Raw genomic sequence first — 18,423 nt, 5'->3', positions numbered from 1 at the left:
GACACTGCGATTCGGGGCGGGCTACCTTTCTACTTATGAAACAGATACTTTATAAATGGCGGAACGCATCCGGTGTCTCTCCGCTGTGGCGCAACCGCGACTTTCTGCTCGCCAGCAGCTCCCGGTTCCTGGCCACGGCCGGCATGGGCGCCGTCGTGGTCAGCATCATGCTGCACCTCCAGAACGTTTCAGCCGCGGGCCCGACGGCGGCTGCCGGACCGTGGCTGGTAGCGGGGTACCTGCTGTGTTCGGCGCTGCCGCTGGTGGTGCTGGCGCCCTGGGCGGGCCGGCTGGCGGACACCCGGGATTCCCGCACGCTCGCGACGGCAGCCTCCCTGCTCAGCGCCGCCGCCGTCGCGGGGATGGGCGTCAGCCTGCAGTTCGTGGACCACCACATCCCGGTGCTGTTCGCCCTGACCTTCCTGCTCGACGCCTCGCAGGCCGTGGCCGGCCCCACCTGGCAGGCGCTGCTGCCCCGGATCGTCGGCGAGGAAGGCACCCCGCGGGCGATGGGCACCATGCAGGCCACCGTCATGATTGCGGGCATGGCCGGCCCGGCGGCGGGCGGGCTGCTCAGCGGCTGGAGCGGCTCGGGGGCCGTGTTCGGCGTCGCGAGCGGTTGCTATCTGGCGATGGGCGCCGGCGCGCTGCTGATCCGGACCCGGCGCGGCACCGCTGCGGAACTCAGGGGCCGGGAAGCGCCGGCGCTGCTGGACGGCCTGCGGCTGATTCGCCGGGACGCCCTGGTGTGGGCCCTGGTGCTGGGCGCACTGTTCTTTATCGTCGTGGGCGAGGCGACCAATGTGCTCGAGGTCTTCCTGGCCCGTGGTGAGCTGGGCGCCACCGAGACCCAGTACGGGCTGCTGGCAGCGGCCTTCGGGCTGGGCATGGCGGCCGGTGCCGCGCTGGCGGGGCGGATCACGACGCCGCCGGCCCGGCTGCGGGTGCTGCTGGCCTCGATGGTCCTGACCTCGGCCTTCCTGGGGGTGATGGCGCTGGTGCCCACCGTGGAGCTCCTCTTCGTGGCCTACACGGCGATGGGTACCGCCTGCGGCGCCCTGAACGCGTGCTTTGGGGCCATCGCGATCCTGCGCATCCCGGAAAGCGGGCGCGGCCAGGCGATGGCGATCATCGGCGGCATGACCCGGGCCGTGTCCATCGCCGCCCTGGCCATCGGCGGCCTGCTGGGCGCGCTGCTGCCGATCCGGCTGAGCTTCCTCATCACCGGCGCGGGCGGGGTGCTCGTGGCGCTGGCCGTCACCGCCTATGTGCTGCCCCGGTTCGGCCGCGAGGGCGCCCCGGCGGCGGCCGCGCCGGGGGCGGCGCTGCCGGCGTCGCCGGCCGCCGTTGCGCCCGTCTCAGGCGGGGAGCAGGAAGCCGTCGCGCACCAGGTTGGCCACCTCGCTGAGGAGCCCCTCGCGGAAGGCCGCGCTGTCGTAGCCCTCGTACCCGCCCAGCAGGGCCTCCAGGGCGCCGATGATTTGCCCGACGGAGAGCTCGCCGTCGCACGCTGAGACAAAGCCGGCCAGTTCGGTGCTGAGCAGGTTGGTGCGGCGGAGCCCGGCGCCCTGGCGCAGCAGGATGACGCCGGGGTGTTCGGCGCCGGGGCGCTGGTGCCGCTCCTCCGTGACGTCGTCGGCCACCAGCAGGTGCGCGGATTCCAGCTCGTGGGCGGCGAGCCAGTCGGCGCGCTCGACGGCGGCGCCGAGGTGCGGGCCGACGGGCTGTTCGATCGGGTAGGTGATCTCCTCGAAGCGGGAGATCACCGGCCGGGCGCCGGCCGCGGGTCGCCGCAGCCAGATCATCCCGAAGCCGATGGCAGACACGTCCCTGGACGCGAAGTCGTTGAGGTAGGCGGCGTAGGAGTCCTGGTAGAGCCGCCGGTCGCGGGCCTCGGAGGCGTCCTGAAGCCAGGTTTCGGCGTACTGTCCGGGGCTGACCTGCTCGCGCTGGATGAACCAGGCGTCCGCGTCGGGGCTGGCCCAGGACTGCGGCCGGTCCGCCCACGCGGCGCCGGCCCGGATTTCCCAGTTGCCGAGCAGCTGGGCCGTTCCGCCGGGTGTGAGGACCGAGGGCAGGTCCCGCACCAGGGCGGCGACGATGTCGTCTCCCGGCAGGCCGCCGTCGCGGTAGGTGAACTGGTCCTCCGCGGCCTCCCCGAGGCTGCGCGGGGTGATCACGAACGGCGGGTTGGAGACCACCAGCTCGAATTCCTCCCCCGCGACGGGATCCAGCAGCGAACCCAGCCGCAGGCTCACCCGTGCCTCCAGGGCGGCGGGGTCCAGGTGCAGCGCCCCGGCGTTCAGCAGCAGGTTGAAGCGGGTGAACGCGAGGGCACGGTCCGAGATGTCGGTGGCGGTGACGTGCTCGGCATGGTGCAGCAGGTGGAAGGTCTGGATGCCGCAGCCGGTGCCGAGGTCAAGTGCCCGGGCCACGTGCCGGCGGGCGGTGACCTGCACCAGGGTGGTGGAGGCCTGCCCGATCCCCAGCACGTGGTCGTGGCGCAGCACGCCCGGGCGCTGGTGCGCGGCCAGGTCGCTGGCCACCCAGAGCTCGGCGCCGCCGCTGCTGACGGTATCTTCGCCCTGGGCGCCGTCGTCGGAACTGCCCTCCCAGCCGTACGGGCGGAGGTCCACCTTTGCCTGCACCCGGCCTTCCCCGGACGGCTCCACCAGGCCTAGCTCCAGCAGCCCCGCCGTGCGGATGCCCGGCAGGGCGGCGTCGAGGGTCCCGGCGGGCTGCGGTTCGGCCAGCAGCCACAGGCGGACGACGGCGGCGAGCGCCGCCGTCGTCTCGTCGCCGGCGGCGGCCTCGGTGGCGATCAGGGCCGGGACGAGCTGGTCCCGGGCCAGCGCCGCGTGGGCGGCGTGGCCCAGGAGCCCGGCGACGCCGTCGACCGTGTAGCCGATCCGGCGCAGGTCCCCCGCGAGCGCCGTGAGCAGGTCCGGGAGGTCGCTGCGCGGAGCGTCGGGGGTGTTGCCGGCCGTGAAGAGCGTTGAGGGGGTCACCGGACAAGTTTAGGCGCGGCGCGTGCCCCGCGCGGTCCGCGGTCCTGGGTCCGGGGTCAGGGGTCCGGCAGGGGCCGAAGCCTCAGAGGTGCTTCCGTGCGTAGGCCTGCAGCGCGTCCCGCACGAACGCCGCCCCGGCGGCCCCGCCGTAGTTCGCGGCGAAGCGCGGATCCGCCACGTACGTCTCGCCGAGGCCGGACACGTAGTCCTTCACGCTCCCGCCGGCTGCGGCCGGGGTGCCCGGAATGGCGCTGAGCCACTCGACCTGGCGCCGGGCCAGATCCTGCGCCTCCGGGCCGTCCGGGGCGGCGCCCGATTCCGCCGCCGCTGTCCAGTCGTCGCGAAACTGGCGGGACGCCTGCTTCCAGGTGTCCTTGTCGGCCGCCCCCATGCCGCGCCACCACGTGTCGCCCTGCGCGTAGGCGTCCTTGCCCCAGCGTTCCTCCACCTCCTCCTGGTACCGGGTGTGGTCGAAACCGTCGAACATCTTCTCTGCCATGATTTCCCTTCCTGCCTGCACTGCCTCGATGGTGTGCTGGACCGACGCGATCTGCCGTGCCAGCCGGTCCTGTTCCTGTTTCAGCCACTCAAGGTGGCCCACCAGCGCGGTTTCCGCCGGCCGCTCCTGGGCGAGGACCTCGGCGATCGCCGGCAGGCCCAGGCCCAGTTCGCGCAGGAGCAGGATGCGCTGCAGCCGGAGCAGGGCGGGCTGGTCGTAGTAGCGGTAGCCGTTGTCCCCGGTGCGGCTGGGCTTGAGCAGCCCGACGCCGTCGTAGTGCCGCAGCGTCCGGCTCGTGGTGCCGGCAAGCTTGGCGATCTGCTGGACGGACCACTCCACGGTGCCTCCTCCCGCGCCGACCGGTCTCTCCGGCCCGCTACAGCGAGCCTAGATGTTGACGCTGCGTCAAGGTCAAGCCCTGCCGGGTTCGCGGGACTCGGGCCGGGCGTACCATGGACCCATGCACAGGCAGCAGCGATTTATCAGCCCTCGGCCGTTTACCGGCCGCACGGGCTTTCTGACGCGCGCCTGACTGTGGCCGCCGGGGTCCGTCCGGCACAGCGGTTGAGGGTGATATCTCCTCCCCGCCCCCAAAAAAACCAAGGACCCCGCCATGAAGACATACCTTTCCCTGCCCGAGCTGAACTCCGCCCTCGCCGTCCGCGACCTGTCGGACCCCGCCGCCGGCCCTCACGCGCTCCAACTGCTGCTGGCCGACGTGGCCGCCGGCCTGAAGCGGCTCTGGGACATACCCGCCACAACTCACCGCCACAGCCCCCTCGTGGCCACCGCCGACAACTACGACCGGCTGGGGTATTCGCCGGACGACGTCACCCGGGACTCTCGTTACTCGCGCCACGTCAGCCCCACGGTGATGCTCCGCAGCCACACGTCGGCCGGCGTCCCGGCCCTGCTGGACACGCTCCGCAGCGAGCTCGGCCACTATGACCGGCTCCATGTGCTGCCGGGTCTCGTCTACCGGCGCGACGCGGTGGACCGGACCCATGTCGGCGCGCCGCACCAGGTCGACCTGTGGCGGCTCAAGGCCCGCGGCCTGCTCGGTCCGGCCGAACTGCACGCGATGATGGCCGCTGTGGTGGAAGCCGTGCTCCCGGCTGCGCAATATCCGGATGTCCAGTGGCGGGCCACACCCGCGGAGCACACTTACACGGCGATGGGTCAGCAGCTGGACGTGCTGGTCACCGGGCCCGACGGCGGCCGCGAGTGGCTGGAACTTGCCGAGTGCGGGCTCGTGGCGGCGCGGGTACTGCGCGGCTCCGGGCTGGATCCCCGCCGCTGGGCCGGGCTGGCCCTGGGCCTGGGTCTGGACCGGGCGCTGATGCTGCGCAAGGGCATCCAGGACATCCGCCTGCTGCGGTCGGAGCATCCGGAGGTCCAGGCCCAGCTGCAGGACCTGCGCCCGTACCGGCCGGTGTCGGCTATGCCCGAGATCCGGCGCGACCTGTCCCTGGTCCTGGGCGCGGCAGAGGATGCCGACGGCGAGCTGCTGGGCGACCTGGCCCGCACCGCACTCGGGGCGGACGCCGATCTGCTGGCATCCCTCGAGGTACTGGCCGTGACGCCAGCAGCCGAACTGCCGCGGGCCGCCGTCGAACGCCTCCGGCTGGCCCCGGGCCAGGTGAACGTCCTGATCCGGCTGGTCCTGCAGCCGCTGGACCGGACGCTGACCGACGCGGAGGCGAACCGGCTGCGGAACCGGGTGTACGTTGCCCTGCACAGGGGGCCGGTGCTGGAGCTGATCGCGGGCTAGCGTGGGCCGGGCCGGGGAGGGGCGCTGGAGCCGGTAAGTTGGAGGCATGCTTTTTGCTCCTCCGCTTCCGGCCCGCTCCCGCGCGTTCCGGCGCGCCCTTGCGGCGGCGGCCGTTGCCGCAGTCGTGCTCGGCGCCTCGGCGTGTTCCCCCGCCGGCTCCATCGAATCCGCCAACGTGGATACTTGGAAGGCCACCGCCCTGCCGCCGGCCGGCGGGATCGTCCTGGCGGACGCGGGAAAGATCCTCAACCGGGATCCAATCGCCCGGGAGGCCACCGTCCCGGCCGGCAGCTACATCCTCACCATGACCTGCGACGGCGGCGGCAAGGAATTCTTCGACGTCTCCCTCGACGGCAAACGGCTGGCAGAGTCGGGAGCCGCCTGCAACGGGAGCCGGGAAACCGCCAGGATCAAGGTTCCCGCCGCGGGCCGGCTGACGATCAGCGCCTCCAGCGTGGACGCCCCGCTTATCTTTGCCTACCAGCTGATGCCCGCCAGCTGAGCTAAGCCGCAGCTCGTTCCGCCGACGGCCACGCTGAGGTCTAAGCCCCGGCGTTCCGGGCCGATCGGCTCTGGTCCGGCGCCGCGGCCGGGCCTACAGTCGGAGTATGCCCACCGCGCAGGCACCCCGGCCGCCGCGGTCGCGCGGCGCGGTCGCCGCCGTCGCGCTTGCCGCCGTCGTGGCCTGCGGGCTGTCCGCTTGCGAGTATGAGTACGACGACGGGTTGTCCGCCGACGATCTGCCTTCCCCGTCGGTGACGTATACCGACGCGGCGCTTCCTGAGGATCCCGCCATGAACCTGCCGGTGACCGGGGCGGACTTGAACCACTGGGTGGCGGAGGTGCTGCCCGAGATCCATGGCCAGGTTTTTCACACCGGCTACGGGTTCCTGGACGCGGGGGCGACGCGCAACGAAACCACAACGCAGTTGCCGAGCGGGACGTACGCCCTCACACTGGTCTGCCGGAGCACCCGGCGGGTGTCGTTCACCATCCGGGACAAGGAGAGCATCCTGGTGGATCTGAGCCTGCGGTGCGGCACCTCGCGGGTCAACGTGGTCCAGCTTTCCGCGGACACGGTACTGACGGTCCTGGTCGAGTCGCTGGCGCCGGCGAACTTCGCCTACCGCGTCAGCCGGCTCTGAGTCGAGGCCTCAGGCGGCGCAGCCATCAGGGCAGCGCAGCGTGGCCGGATCCGAGGCGCAGTCGGCGCAGTAGAGCGTCAGCGTGCGGCAGCTCGGGTTGGAGCAGTTCTCGAATTTGCTGGTGGGCGCTTCGCAGCGGACGCACTGGCCGATTGTCTTGGCGTCCTCGCTGAACTCGAGGTGCATGCGCTTGTCGAACACGTAGAGCGATCCTTCCCAGAGCCCGTGGTCCTTGAACGCCTCGCCGTAGCGGACGATCCCGCCGTCGAGCTGGTAAACCTCTTTGAAGCCGCGGTTGACCATGAGGCTGGAGAGGACCTCGCAGCGGATGCCGCCGGTGCAGTAGGTGACCACCGGCTTGTCTTTGAGGGCGTCGTACTTGCCCGAGTCGAGTTCCCTGATGAAATCGTGGGTGGTCGCAACGTCGGGGACCACCGCGTCCTTGAATTTGCCGATCTGGGCTTCGAAGCCGTTGCGCCCGTCGAAGAACACCACCTCGTCGCCGGCCTGCTTCTTCTCCTCGACCAGCCGGTGCAGTTCCTCGGGGGCAAGGTGGGTGCCGCCGCCGACGACGCCGTTTTCGTCCACTTTGAGCTCTCCGGGGGCGCCGAAGGAGACAATCTCCTCGCGTACTTTCACGCTGAGCCGGGGGAAGTCCTCGGCCCCGCCGTCGGACCATTTCACATCGATGCCGCGGAAGCCATTGTATTCGCGGGTCGTCTTGACGTACTGCTTGACGGCTCCGATTTCGCCGCCGACGGTTGCGTTGATGCCGTCTTTGGAGATGATGATCCGGCCGGTCAGCCCGTGTTTCTCGCAGAGGGCCCGCTGCCAGAGCCGGACGGCCTCCGGGTCCGCGATCGGGGTAAAGCCGTAGAAGAGCACAATTCGATTCACGTATTTAAGCGTACTGGGCGGGGCAAAACGCGATGCCGGCCCGGGCGTGGACCGGTGGGCTGCGCGGTCCCGCGGTGCCGTCCGACGGCGGGGGCACGGCCGTGCGCCGGTTGGGTCGCCGGTTGGGTCTCGGGTTGGTTCGCGGCACCGGCGGCGCCGTTGTCGAGTCACAATTGCGTAAGCAAGCGCCGTCACAGAACCCGGCCCCTGTTGCTTGTGCCGGGGCTGGAATACGCTCATGTCATGAGTCTTGACGCCATGGTTGAAGACACCACCCACCTCCTTGAGGTCTGGGTTGCCGGGTGGGCCGGTTGCCGGGGTTATGAGACGCGCAGGGAGGGCCGCTTTCCCGCGGTGCTGAGAGCGGACACCACCCACGAATGGGAGTATTTCGCCTATGATCCCTCGGACTCGGAGTTTGCGGACCTGGCCGTCAAGACCGCCGAGGTCCCGGCCCGGATCCTCACGGTCCTCACAAACGATGTGCCCCGCTACACTTCCCTGGCCGCGCAGCACCGGCTGAACGTCACCTCCGCGTCGCAGACCATGATGATCGTGGACATGGAGACCCAGGACGCCGAAGATCCCTGGCTTCCGGACGACGACCTCCGGTGGGTGCCCACAACCGCGGGCGGCGTCCACCACGCCGTCGTCTATGCCGGCGACGAGGTCGCTGCCAGCGGGCGGGTGTTCGTCGCCGACCACACCGCCGTCTTCGACCGGATCGTCACGGAGCCGGGCTTCCAGCGGCGGGGGCTCGGCAGCTTCATCATGCGGGCCCTGGCCGCGCAGGCGTTCGAGCACGACGTCGAAGGCGGACTCCTGCTTGCCTCGCTGGACGGCCAGCAGCTGTACTCACATCTGGGCTGGACCACGGTGTGCCACGTGCTGATGCTCTCTTCCTCGGACGAGGGCGCCGATCTTTCCGTGGAGTGAGGCCGATTGCCGCCCGGGGGTGAGGCCGAAACCTGCCCTGCACGCGGTCCCGGACAGCAGGGGCTTCTGACGGGCGATTTGAGCCCGGGTGAAACAATGTTGGAGTGAATCCCCATGAGTCCCTGATCCCGCTGCTGGGCCGCGGCCCGGACCCGGAGCAGCTGCGGCATGTGAGGACGATCCCGGCCCGGATGGCCGTCAATGAGCCGTGGCCGGAGTGGGTCCATCCGGATCTGGTGCAGGCCTACGGCTCGCTCGGCATCCACGAGCCCTACCGCCACCAGGTCCAGGCCGCCGACCTGGCCCACGCGGGCGAACACGTGGTGATCGCCACCGGCACCGCCTCGGGCAAGTCCCTGGCCTACCAACTGCCGGCGCTGGACGCGGTCCACCGCTCCGAGCTGCGTGTCCTGGCCGATCCCGGCAAGATCCACGACGACGGCGCCGTGACGCTCTACCTCTCCCCCACCAAGGCCCTGGCCGCCGACCAGCTGGCCGCCATCCGCTCGCTCCAGCTGCCCACCGTCCGCGCCGAAACGTATGACGGCGACACCGACCCTGCTTCCCGGCGCTGGATCCGGGACCACGCCAACGTGATCCTGGCCAATCCCGACATGCTGCACTTCGGGATCCTTCCGAACCACGCCTGGTGGGCCCGCTTCTTCCGCCGGCTGCGCTACGTGATTGTGGACGAGGCGCACAGCTACCGCGGTGTTTTCGGCTCGCATGTGGCCAACCTGATGCGCCGGCTCCGGCGGATCTGCGCCTACTACAGTCCCGGCGCCGGCCATCCGGGGCCCGTGTTCATCGCCGCTTCGGCCACCGCGTCCGATCCCGGAACGTCTTTCGGCCGGCTCATCGGCGCCCCCGTCCGGGCGGTGTCCGAGGACTGCTCGCCGCACGGGGCCACCACCGTGGCGTTCTGGGAACCGGCCCTGACGGAGCTGCGCGGCGAGAACGGGGCCAAGGAGCGCCGGACCGCCGTAGCCGAAACCTCGGATCTGCTGGCGAACCTGGTTTCCTCCCGGATCCGGACCATCGCGTTCATCAAGTCCCGGCGCGGGGCCGAGACGATCGCCTCCATCACCAAACGCCTCCTGGACGAGGTGGACCCGAGCCTGCCGCAGCGGGTGGCGGCCTACCGTTCCGGGTACCTGCCGGAGGAACGGCGGGCACTGGAAAAGGCGCTGCGCTCCGGCGAGCTGCTGGGCGTTTCCAGCACCTCGGCGTTGGAACTGGGCATCGACATTTCGGGCCTCGACGCGGTCCTGGTCGCCGGCTGGCCGGGAACCCGGGCATCGCTGTTCCAACAGATCGGCCGGGCGGGCCGCGCCGGGCAGGATGCCATCGCCGCGTTCGTCGCGAGCGACGATCCGCTCGACACGTATCTGGTGAACCACCCGGAGGCGATCTTCGACGTCTCGGTGGAGGCCACGGTCTTCGACCCCTCCAATCCGTATGTGCTGGGACCCCACCTCTGCGCGGCCGCGGCGGAGCTGCCGCTGGGGTACGCGGAGCTGGAGCTGTTCGGCCCGACCGCCGAGAAGTTGCTGGACCAGCTGGTCGTCCAGGGCTACTTGCGCAAACGTCCCGCCGGTTGGTTCTGGACCCACCCGCAGAGCGCCGCGGCCATGGTGAATCTGCGGGCGGACGGCGGCGGCCCGGTGAGTATTGTGGACGCTGACACCGGTTCGCTGCTCGGCACGATGGATTCGCCGCAGACGCACTACCAGGCGCACACCGGCGCCATCTACGTCCATCAGGGTGAGAGCTATGTCGTCGAGGACCTGAACGAAGGCGAACACTGCGTTGTGGTGCGGCGCGCCAACCCCGACTACTACACGACGGCGCGCGACGTGACCCAGATCGAGGTGCTGGAGACGCTCCGCACGACGCAGTGGGGTGACGTTGCGGTGCATTTCGGCGATGTGAAAGTGACGACACAGGTGGTCTCCTTCCAGCGAAAGGCGCTGATTTCAAACGAGATCCTCGGCGAGGAACCGCTGCAACTGGGGGCCCGGGATCTCTTCACCAAGGCTGTCTGGTTCGTGATGGACAACAGGTCTCTGACGGGCGCCGGGCTGATAGAGGCGCAGTTCCCCGGCGCCTTGCACGCCGCCGAGCACGCTGCCATCGGGTTGCTGCCGCTGGTGGCGTCCAGCGACAGGTGGGACATCGGCGGGGTCTCCACGGCGATCCACGCCGACACCGGAGTCCCGACGATTTTCGTGTACGACGGCCACCCGGGGGGTGCCGGCTTCGCCGAGCGCGGCTACGACAAGGCCCGGGTGTGGCTCGCTGCGACGCGCGATGCGATCAAGGCCTGCGAATGCGAGTCCGGCTGCCCGTCGTGCGTCCAGTCCCCCAAATGCGGCAACAAGAACAACCCGCTGGACAAGGACGCTGCCGTCACGCTGATCGAGATGCTGCTGACCGACGCCACGGACCTGATGGGCGGCCCCGCCGGGGAGTCGGCGACCCCGGTCGCGGGGGCCGCCGGCCCGGTGGCCAGCCCGGCCGGGTAGCCGGCGCTGCCGGGCGGACCAGCAGGCGGCGTTACCCGCCGCCGGTCCCCGGCGGTCCTCGGGCGGGCTCCGGCGGCCCGTCTTCCCCGGCTGGCGGCGGTCCCGCCCGGGCAAGCCCCATAGCCGGCCCGAACATGCCGTGGAAGGGGAGTTCCGTCCGGACCTGGACGGTGTCGCCGAATACCACCGAACAACCCACTAACCGGGCGCCGTGCCGGCCGGCGACCTCGGCGCCGACGGCACACGGTTCCCCGGGTGTAAGGCCGCGGGCGGCGTCCGCCGCTGCGAGCGCCGCCAGATCCGCCGCCGAGGCGGCTTTCGCGGCCAGCGCCGCGGCCTGGGCCAGCAGCACCACGGCGCTCACTGCCAGCAGCAGCACCAGCCCGAGGCCCACGGCGAGAACGGTGCCCGCGCCGAGCTCCGAGTTCCTTACGAGGACGGCCATCATGCATCCCTGGTCAGGCCGTGGGGCGCCGTCGCTGGAGCGGAGAGCGCCGCGGCGTCCGTGGACTCACGCCGCGCCCAGGCCTTCGCCGTGAGGGTCCACGGGATCAGGGAAGCCGCCGCTCCGCTGACAGCTCCGGACACCGTTACGCTGAGCCAGATTCCGTCGGCAGTCACGGTTGACCGCGCCGATTCTCCGGCGAGCTGCCGGACGATGCCACCAACAGCAGCGGCGTCCTCACCGCGAGCGAGCGCCCTTGCGCCGGCCCGGGCCGCCTCCTCGAGCCGGAGTTGCGTCAACCCGGCGGCGGAACCGGCCAGCAACAGGCCAAGGACCAGGAGGACGGCCGGCAGCGCGACGGCGAATTCGGCCGTCACGGCACCCCGGCACGCCTGCGCGCCGCGCGGGCCAAGGATCCCCGCTGCAGCCCGAGGTAAGGGCCGCAGGGTCCCCGGCTTCCCGGAGCCGCGGGAACGTGCCGGCCCGGCTGACGAACCCCGCGGCACGCCGTTCACGGCAGCGCGAGGGCCGTGCGGATGATGTTTAGCAGGAACCCGCGGACCTCGTCGCTGCGCATGATGAGGACCAGCAGGCCGGCAAACCCGACGGCGGCGAGGGTAGCGATGGCATACTCGGCGGTCGCCATCCCCGCTTCGGAATGGCGGAGTTTCCGCTGCCGGCGTGCGGGCCTGGGGAAGACCTGCACTGGCGGTGCCTGCCGGGCGCCCGGGTAAATTTCGCGTACGTCCGCGGTTCCGGTTTCGTCCTGCGCTCGGTCAGGGCCGGTGGGGGCGTTTCGGTGGAAAGTCATGAGCGTTCCTCTCGGGAGATTCCGGCACGGTCACCGGCTGATTCCAATCTGCGTTGCCCGGCCGCGGCCGGTAAGAGTGCTGCGGGCCCAAGTGGATAAATCCGGGTGTGGAGGAGAAGTCGCGGCCCGGAAGCGGCCCGTTCCGGTGGCGGCCCGGCGTCTCGTTCCTGCGGCGACCCCCGGACCGGCGGCGTCCCCTCGGCGCGCCGGGACTCATGCGCCCGGGGGCAGAAGCGCAAGCAGCACCGGCACGATGCCCAGGCAAACGAAGGCGGGCAGCGAGCAGAGCCCCAGCGGGATGACCAGCTTCACGCCCAGCGCGGCGGCGCGGCGCTCGGCATCCCGGAACTGCTCGCGGCGCAGCCGGGCCGCCTGCGCGTAAAGGATGGCCGCCGAGGGCACTCCGGTCTTCGCCGCGAAATCCAAGGCTTCCTTGAGTGCCAGCACCGGGGCGGGAACGGGACCGGAGCCCCGCCAGGCGGTCTCCCAGTCGGCGCCGATCGCTAGGGCGGAGATGACCGGCACCAACGGGCGGCGCAACGCGTCGGAGGCGTGCCCAGCGAGCAGTTCCAGCGAGCGGCCAAGCCCGGAGCCGGCGTCCAGCATGGCGCCGATCAGTTCCAGCATCAGCGCGGGATCCCGGAGCCCGAGATCAGGGCCCTCCGGGTGGCCGCCGCCCTTGACGCGGCCGGCCGAGCTCTCGGGCCGGTGCTGGTCCTGAATCCTCCAGCGCCGGTCCTCCCACCGCCGGTCCGTGCCAGCCACGACCACCGCCGCGGCCAGCAGGACGGCCACCGCGAGCGGGCCCGGGGGCAGGATCACGGCCGCCGCCCGGCCGCGGCCCGGACGAGGCGGGCGGACCAGATCCGGCCGGCCGCGGTGAGGGCCACCCCCGCGCCGAGAGCCGCCATGCCCCAGGGAGTGCCGAGCAGGATGGTCCACGGATCCACCCCGAGCAGTACCCCGATTCCGAGCCCCAGGAAGGGCAGCCAGGTCAGGATCCGGACCGTGGCTTTAGGCCCGGCGAGCGCGGTCTGCCGGGCGGCCCGGGCGTCGCCGTCGGATTCCAGGTGGGCGGCGAAACGCGTCAGGACGTCGGCGAGCGGGCAGCCGCTGGCCTCGGCCACGTCGAAGCACGCGGCAAGCTCCATCCAGACCGCCCGTTCCCTCCGGTCATAACTCCGGGGGCCGCCCCGTCCGTGGTCCGGGGAGGCTCGCGTTCGAATGGCCGCTGCCACCGGGGATCCCCGCAGGGCAGCAGCCCGGGCAGCGGCCACGATGTCCCGCGACGTCGCACCTAGGGCACCGGCGCGGCCTGGCAACCCGTCCCGCTGCCCGGAGCCGTCCGTTGGGAAGCCCTCCGGCGACGGGTCCCCGTAGAGCAGCCAGAGGTCCTCCCACAGCTGGGCAGGCGCCCGTCCGCCCTTCAGCAGGGCAGCCAGCTGTGGCGCGAGCACGGTCATGGGAACCTCCGAGCGGGTTGCCCGCCCGCCGTGCCTCATTGGCAAGCGGGCCCGCCAGCCGCGCCCGAGGGCAGCAGCAGCTTCCGGCAGGCGCCCGCCCCGCGGAACGGCCAGAATCCTCCGCAGTCGCCGGCCGGAGCCACCCGGCGGCGCGAAGACCAGCCAGAGCGCCAGTGCCAGGATTCCGGTCAGGGCGGCGGCGGTCATGGGGCCACGCCCGACCGGTCGGTTCCGGCGGCGCCAGGACAGCCTGGCACGGCAGCGGGATCCATGCCCAGGCGGGAGGCCAGCTCCGGCCAGGCTGGACCGGACACGACCGAGCCGTCAATCGTTTCCAAGGCCCCCTGGACGGCCAGTTCAGATCCGTTTTCCCCGACCAGCCCGACGGATGCTACGTGCCGGCCGTGACCGGTCCGTTCCAGGTGGACTATGGCATCGAGGGCGCTGGCCGCCTGGAGCCGGACGGCGTCGGGCCCCATTCCCGCGAGAGCTCCCAGGGCCGTCAGCCGGGCCGGGACCGCGGCGGCAGTGTTGGCATGGATGGTCCCGCCGGCACCGGTGTGCCCGGTGTTCATCGCGGAGAGCAGTTCCCGGACCTCCGCGCCGCGGCACTCCCCCACCACCAGCCGGTCGGGGCGCATCCGCAGAGCCTGCCGGACCAGCTCGCCGAGCCCGACGGCGCCGCCGCCCTCGAGGTTGCTGTGGCGGGACTCCAGCGACACCACGTGCGGATGAACGGGGTTCAGTTCCGAGGCGTCCTCGATCAGAACCAGCCGCTCCCCCGGTCGGCACAGGCCGAGGAGCGTGGCGAGCAGCGTCGTCTTGCCCGACCCCGTCGCGCCGCTGACCAGGAAGCTCAGGCGGCAGGCCACCATCCGTTCCAGCACCTCCCGCACGATGGGCCCGAACATGCCGGCACGGCCGAGCTCGTCCAGGGAGAAGACCGACTCGCGCCGGATCCGCACGCTCAGCAGCGTGCCGGCCGTGGAGATCGGCGGCAGCACCGCATGGACCCGATACCCGCCTTCGAGCCTGACATCCACGCAGGGCGAACCGTCGTCCAGCCGGCGCCCGCCGGCGGCCACCAGCCGGGCCGCGAGGGAACGGACCTCGGCCTCGCCGGCAAAGGTAACCGGGGCGCGTTCAAGCCCGCGGCCGCGGTCCAGCCACACCGAGGCCGGGCCGTTGACGAAGATGTCCGTCACGAGCGGGTCCCGCGTCAACGGCTGCAGCGGTCCCAGCCCGTTCAGTTCGGCGCTGATGCTTTCGACGGCGGCCAGCGCCCCTGCGGTGCCGAGGAGCCTGCCGCTGGCCTGCACGGCTGCGGCCACGCGGGACGGCGTGACCGGGCCAGCATCGGCCATGACCGATTCGCGGACCGCTTCAAGGAGCAACGCATCCACCCCCCGCTGGGGGCCGCGCAGCTGCCGGCGGAACCGTCGGTTCTCCGGGTCCGGCGGTTCGGGCGCAACCTGCGAACTCACGGGAACACGTCCGCGCCGAAGGCCAGGACTCCTTCGGTGAAGCGTTGTACGCTGCGCCGTCCACCGGCGTCCAGCAGGCGCCCGAGTTCCGTGGCGGCGGCCGTCCCCCGGACCTCGGGCACGATGGCCTGCACGGGGAGCCCCACGGCTTGGGAAATTAGCTGGTAGTCGAATGCGACCCCGGGTTTCGTCCGGATCGCCAACACGGTCTCCACCGGAGGTAGCTCCGGCACCAAACGGGCGGATGCCACCGCGGCCCGGAGCTGGGCGGGCAGCACGACGACGATCCGGTCGCATTCCCAGGCGAAGGTCCGCAGTGGCTCGAGCGCGCGGCCGATGTCCAGCACCACCAGCTCGTAGCACCGACGCGCGGCGTCGAGCACACCGGCGACCGCGGCCGGGTCGATGGCCCGTGGCAGTTCCCGGTTGCCCGGCCAGGACAGAAACGAGAACCCGCCCGCTTCGGGCAGCGCCTCGTGGAGCTGATCCGGGTCGATGCTGCCGCTGGCCTCGGCGAGGTCTGGCCAGCGGAGCCCGGGTTCTTCTTCGGCAGCGAGGGCCAGTTCGAGGCCGCCGCCCCACGGGTCTCCGTCGATCAAGAGGACCCGGGCGCCCAGTCCCGCGGCGGCCTGGGCCAGCCAGATGGCGGCGGTGGTGGCCCCGGCGCCGCCGCAGCCGCCAATGACGCCGAGGACATGCCCGCCCGGATCCGGGGCGTGCCATCGGCTGAGGTACTCGGCGAGCCAGGGGCCGCCCTCGGGGAGGACGGCCACCCGTTCGGCCCCCATGGCCGCGGCCAGCTGCCACAGGCTGTCCCCCTCACCGCTCAGTCCCACCAGAACTGCCGGCGCACGGCGCCGGATCGGGAGTTCCCGGACGTCGCTGCCAACGAGCACGGCGCCGGCGGAGTCCCAGTACGGCGCCGCCTCCGTGGCATCCCGTGCCAGGCTTAGCTGGCGCCCGGCCGCGGCGACGATGCGCTCCACCTCGCCGCGCAGGACCTCGGACGCGGTGACGAGCAGCGTCTCCGCCGTCCCTTCGGGAAGCCACGACCCGGGGCTGGACACCGGGTCCGGTCTCGGTTGGGGCCCGGCCCCGGACTGTCGGGACGGGGGCTGACTGGCGACTGGCTCGGGTAGTTGATGCCTGCTCATGGCACCACTTTGGAGGCATCGGACGCTGCAGCTGCCCGCCATCTTCGGCTATGTGGAAAACCGGGCGGCGCGGCAGGGCAGAATTGAGCCTATGTACCTGCTGCTCGCCGCCCACGCCGACGGCGCAGCCCTCCAACAGCTCACGCCGTCGGGCGCCCCCGATCCCGCGGTCCCCGAACCGCGACTGGTCAGCGCCACCGAGCTGCCCGGCGTCGTGCGCCAGCTGGAACGGCACCGTCCGCGCTGGATCTGGCACCGCACGCAGGACTGGTACCCGGCTCTGCTGGCCGCCGGCGTCGAGCTGGAACGCTGCTACGACCTGACCCTGTGCGGCGCGATCCTGGCCCACTCGGAGTTCACCGCCCACACCGCGTACGCCCGCAACGCTGAGAAGCTGACCCAGGACGACGACGTCCAGCAGCCGCCGCGGGCACTGCAGCCGCCTCCCCCGCCCGCGGACCAGGGCGCTTTGTTCGATGACCCCGGGCTGCGCGCGGCGCCAAGGCACTCCCCCGAGGAACTCCGCGCCGAATACGCCGCCCAGCAGGAAGCCCTGGCCGGGGTCGACCCCGACGGCGACCGCCGGAAGCAGCGGCTCCAGCTCCTGCTCGCAGCCGAGTCCGCCGCCGCCATGATCGCCGCCGAGATGCAGCACACCGGCGTGCCCTGGCGGGAGGAACTGCACGAGCGGATCCTCGCCGACTACCTCGGCCCGCGGCCGCCCCAGGGCCACCGGCCCGCCAAGCTGGAGGCGCTCAACACCGAGCTGCGGACCCTCCTGCAATCCCCGGCGTTGAATCCGGATTCGCCGCAGGAACTCATGCGGGCCCTGCACCGGAACGGCATCGAGGTCAAAAGCACGCGGCAGTGGGAGCTGAAGGAATCCACCCACCCGGCGATCGAACCGCTGCTGGCCTACAAGAAACTCGCCCGGCTGCACGCCGCGAACGGCTGGGCCTGGCTGGACGCCTGGGTCAAGGACGGCCGCTTCCAGCCCGAATACGTGGTGGGCGGCGTGGTGTCCGGGCGCTGGGCCTCGCGCGGCGGCGGCGCCCTGCAGATTCCCCGGCAGATCCGCGGCGCCGTCCACGCCGACCCGGGCCACAAACTCATCGTCGCCGACGCCTCCCAGCTCGAGCCCCGCGTGCTGGTCGCCCTGGCCCAGGACTCCAGGATGGCGGAGGCCGCCCGGGACAAGGACCTGTACGCCGGCATCGCCGCGCAGGGCTTCGGCGGCGACCGGGCCAAGGCCAAGGTCGCGCTGCTCGGCGCTATTTACGGCGCCACCACGGGCGAATCGGGGCGCCTGATGCCGCAGCTGGCGCGCACCTACCCGCGCGCGGTCGGCTTCGTGGAGCAGGCCGCCCGCGACGGCGAGGCCGGCAGGACCGTTACCTCCCGGCTGGGCCGCAGCAGCCCGCCGCCCTCCGAACGCTGGATGCGCAGCCAGCAGTCCGCCACCGCGGAGGAACAGCGCCGGGCCGAGGCCCTCGCCCGCTCGCGCGGGAGGTTTACCCGGAACTTCGTGGTCCAGGGTTCGGCCGCCGACTGGGCCGCCTGCTGGCTGGCGGAACTACGACGGCGGCTGCGGACCCTGCGCGCGGACGGCACCCCGGCCGGCGAGCTGGTCTTCTTCCTGCATGACGAGGTCATGGTCCACTGCCCCGAGGCAGCCGTCGAAGCCAGCATCCGGGCCATCGAGGACTCCGCGGCCGCCGCCAAGGAGCTGCTGTTCGGCAGAATTCCGGTGGAGTTCCCGGTGAGTATCGCCGTCGTCGACTCCTACGACAACGCCAAATAGCAGACTCAAACTGCCGCCCGCCCCGGGCCGGACACCCGGGGTAACGTACCCGCCAGTAGCGTTGCGCCCGCTCTGTGAGCCCCGTTACCCTCAAAAAAGGCCAGCGACGATCCCGAATGATCCGCCGGCACAAAGCAATGAGGCAGGGAACCGGGGAGGCAGCAGAGTGGCTGGCGTATTCGAGATTGCAGCGGCCGGAGAAGAGTCGTACTTTTTCAGGCTGACAGCACCGGACGGGACAGTAGTTGCCGTTTCACCGCTTTTCAGCACCATCAAGGGGGCAGCCGCGGGCATCACCGCGGTGCGGGAGAACGCCGCCACCGGGCTGGTCGTGGACCACTCCGCCGGAGAGGCGCCCGGCAGACCGGCCGTACCCTCGAAGCCGGCCGCCAAACCGTCCGCCACACCGTCCCGGCGGGCCGCCGCGAGGCCCGGCCCGCTCGTAACATCGCGCTGACACACGGCACCCGCAGTCTCACCAACG

At 71.6% G+C, this 18,423-nt stretch carries 17 protein-coding genes and 1 pseudogene; 8 read left to right on the top strand and 10 right to left on the bottom strand.

The annotated features are described in order from the left end of the window. Positions 1-35 precede the first annotated feature (35 nt). Positions 36-1,298 (top strand): annotated as a pseudogene (locus tag AC6I9V_RS11035) (MFS transporter); the annotation flags it as partial. Positions 1,299-1,358: 60 nt separating this feature from the next. Here AC6I9V_RS11035 and AC6I9V_RS11030 read toward each other — a convergent pair. Together AC6I9V_RS11030 and AC6I9V_RS11025 are read right to left on the bottom strand one after the other, a co-directional pair. After that, positions 1,359-3,008 carry a DUF7059 domain-containing protein gene (locus tag AC6I9V_RS11030; RefSeq protein ID WP_497899470.1) on the bottom strand — a complete coding sequence of 550 codons (1,650 nt, stop codon included), beginning with the start codon at positions 3,006-3,008 and terminating at the stop codon, positions 1,359-1,361. Positions 3,009-3,090: 82 nt separating this feature from the next. After that, positions 3,091-3,846: a MerR family transcriptional regulator gene (locus tag AC6I9V_RS11025; RefSeq protein WP_497899469.1), complete on the bottom strand. Its 756-nt coding sequence runs from the start codon at positions 3,844-3,846 to the stop codon at positions 3,091-3,093. Positions 3,847-4,120: 274 nt separating this feature from the next. Here AC6I9V_RS11025 and srmL point away from each other — a divergent pair, with 274 nt between their 5' ends. From srmL to AC6I9V_RS11010, 3 genes are all read left to right on the top strand, one after another. Continuing rightward, a complete protein-coding gene (gene srmL / locus AC6I9V_RS11020; protein ID WP_497899468.1) occupies positions 4,121-5,278 on the top strand; it encodes a PheS-related mystery ligase SrmL in 1,158 nt (385 codons plus the stop codon). Positions 5,279-5,324: 46 nt separating this feature from the next. Then, on the top strand, positions 5,325-5,780 hold the full coding sequence (locus AC6I9V_RS11015; RefSeq protein WP_349412437.1) for a DUF6023 family protein: 456 nt from the start codon (positions 5,325-5,327) through the stop codon (positions 5,778-5,780). 106 nt (positions 5,781-5,886) lie between these two features. After that, positions 5,887-6,423, top strand: coding sequence for a DUF6023 family protein (locus tag AC6I9V_RS11010; protein WP_349412438.1), 537 nt, complete (start codon positions 5,887-5,889; stop codon positions 6,421-6,423). A gap of 9 nt (positions 6,424-6,432) precedes the next feature. Here the strand turns inward: AC6I9V_RS11010 and trhO are convergent, their stop codons facing one another. After that, positions 6,433-7,320, bottom strand: coding sequence for an oxygen-dependent tRNA uridine(34) hydroxylase TrhO (trhO, locus tag AC6I9V_RS11005; protein WP_497899467.1), 888 nt, complete (start codon positions 7,318-7,320; stop codon positions 6,433-6,435). 243 nt (positions 7,321-7,563) lie between these two features. Between trhO and AC6I9V_RS11000 the strand changes: the two genes are divergently transcribed. Both AC6I9V_RS11000 and AC6I9V_RS10995 read left to right on the top strand, forming a co-directional pair. After that, positions 7,564-8,256 (top strand): GNAT family N-acetyltransferase, encoded by a 693-nt coding sequence (locus AC6I9V_RS11000; RefSeq protein WP_349412440.1) that lies wholly within the window; start codon positions 7,564-7,566, stop codon positions 8,254-8,256. A gap of 104 nt (positions 8,257-8,360) precedes the next feature. Then, positions 8,361-10,781 carry a DEAD/DEAH box helicase gene (locus tag AC6I9V_RS10995; protein WP_497899466.1) on the top strand — a complete coding sequence of 807 codons (2,421 nt, stop codon included), beginning with the start codon at positions 8,361-8,363 and terminating at the stop codon, positions 10,779-10,781. A gap of 31 nt (positions 10,782-10,812) precedes the next feature. Here the strand turns inward: AC6I9V_RS10995 and AC6I9V_RS10990 are convergent, their stop codons facing one another. The 7 genes from AC6I9V_RS10990 to ssd all read right to left on the bottom strand — a co-directional run bounded on the left by AC6I9V_RS10990 (position 10,813) and on the right by ssd (position 16,051). Next, a complete protein-coding gene (locus tag AC6I9V_RS10990) occupies positions 10,813-11,226 on the bottom strand; it encodes an Rv3654c family TadE-like protein (protein ID WP_497899465.1) in 414 nt (137 codons plus the stop codon). Further along, positions 11,226-11,603, bottom strand: coding sequence for a TadE family type IV pilus minor pilin (locus AC6I9V_RS10985; protein ID WP_497899464.1), 378 nt, complete (start codon positions 11,601-11,603; stop codon positions 11,226-11,228). The genes AC6I9V_RS10990 and AC6I9V_RS10985 overlap by 1 nt, the downstream gene beginning before the upstream one ends. Positions 11,604-11,737: 134 nt before the next feature. Next, positions 11,738-12,037 (bottom strand): DUF4244 domain-containing protein, encoded by a 300-nt coding sequence (locus AC6I9V_RS10980; RefSeq protein WP_497899463.1) that lies wholly within the window; start codon positions 12,035-12,037, stop codon positions 11,738-11,740. Between the two features lie 213 nt (positions 12,038-12,250). Next, positions 12,251-12,856, bottom strand: coding sequence for a type II secretion system F family protein (locus AC6I9V_RS10975; RefSeq protein WP_349412472.1), 606 nt, complete (start codon positions 12,854-12,856; stop codon positions 12,251-12,253). Continuing rightward, a complete protein-coding gene (locus AC6I9V_RS10970; RefSeq protein ID WP_497899462.1) occupies positions 12,856-13,707 on the bottom strand; it encodes a type II secretion system F family protein in 852 nt (283 codons plus the stop codon). Before AC6I9V_RS10970 ends, AC6I9V_RS10975 begins: the two co-directional genes overlap by 1 nt. Further along, on the bottom strand, positions 13,704-14,924 hold the full coding sequence (locus AC6I9V_RS10965) for a TadA family conjugal transfer-associated ATPase (protein WP_497900305.1): 1,221 nt from the start codon (positions 14,922-14,924) through the stop codon (positions 13,704-13,706). Before AC6I9V_RS10965 ends, AC6I9V_RS10970 begins: the two co-directional genes overlap by 4 nt. A gap of 56 nt (positions 14,925-14,980) precedes the next feature. Then, a complete protein-coding gene (ssd, locus tag AC6I9V_RS10960) occupies positions 14,981-16,051 on the bottom strand; it encodes a septum site-determining protein Ssd (RefSeq protein WP_497899461.1) in 1,071 nt (356 codons plus the stop codon). A gap of 178 nt (positions 16,052-16,229) precedes the next feature. On the opposite strand from ssd, the gene AC6I9V_RS10955 reads away from it, so the two are divergent. Both AC6I9V_RS10955 and AC6I9V_RS10950 read left to right on the top strand, forming a co-directional pair. Continuing rightward, on the top strand, positions 16,230-17,939 hold the full coding sequence (locus AC6I9V_RS10955) for a bifunctional 3'-5' exonuclease/DNA polymerase (RefSeq protein ID WP_497899460.1): 1,710 nt from the start codon (positions 16,230-16,232) through the stop codon (positions 17,937-17,939). A gap of 166 nt (positions 17,940-18,105) precedes the next feature. After that, entirely contained in the window at positions 18,106-18,396 is a 291-nt protein-coding gene (locus AC6I9V_RS10950) for a YegP family protein (protein WP_497899459.1), read from the top strand. Positions 18,397-18,423 lie beyond the last annotated feature (27 nt).

This window comes from Arthrobacter sp. SlRoot2-15 (genome assembly GCF_059739345.1).
Note: the sequence above shows the minus strand (reverse complement) of the source record. Positions and strands in the feature narration are given on the sequence as shown.

Excerpts from the sequence above, each read along its gene's own strand:
- srmL (WP_497899468.1), top strand. The coding sequence starts at position 4,121 with ATGAAGACATACCTTTCCCTGCCCGAGCTGAACTCCGCCCTCGCCGTC.
- AC6I9V_RS11015 (WP_349412437.1), top strand. The coding sequence starts at position 5,325 with ATGCTTTTTGCTCCTCCGCTTCCGGCCCGCTCCCGCGCGTTCCGGCGC.
- AC6I9V_RS11010 (WP_349412438.1), top strand. The coding sequence starts at position 5,887 with ATGCCCACCGCGCAGGCACCCCGGCCGCCGCGGTCGCGCGGCGCGGTC.
- AC6I9V_RS11000 (WP_349412440.1), top strand. The coding sequence starts at position 7,564 with ATGAGTCTTGACGCCATGGTTGAAGACACCACCCACCTCCTTGAGGTC.
- AC6I9V_RS10990 (WP_497899465.1), bottom strand. The coding sequence starts at position 11,226 with ATGGCCGTCCTCGTAAGGAACTCGGAGCTCGGCGCGGGCACCGTTCTC.
- AC6I9V_RS10980 (WP_497899463.1), bottom strand. The coding sequence starts at position 12,037 with ATGACTTTCCACCGAAACGCCCCCACCGGCCCTGACCGAGCGCAGGAC.
- AC6I9V_RS10970 (WP_497899462.1), bottom strand. The coding sequence starts at position 13,707 with ATGACCGCCGCCGCCCTGACCGGAATCCTGGCACTGGCGCTCTGGCTG.
- AC6I9V_RS10955 (WP_497899460.1), top strand. The coding sequence starts at position 16,230 with ATGTACCTGCTGCTCGCCGCCCACGCCGACGGCGCAGCCCTCCAACAG.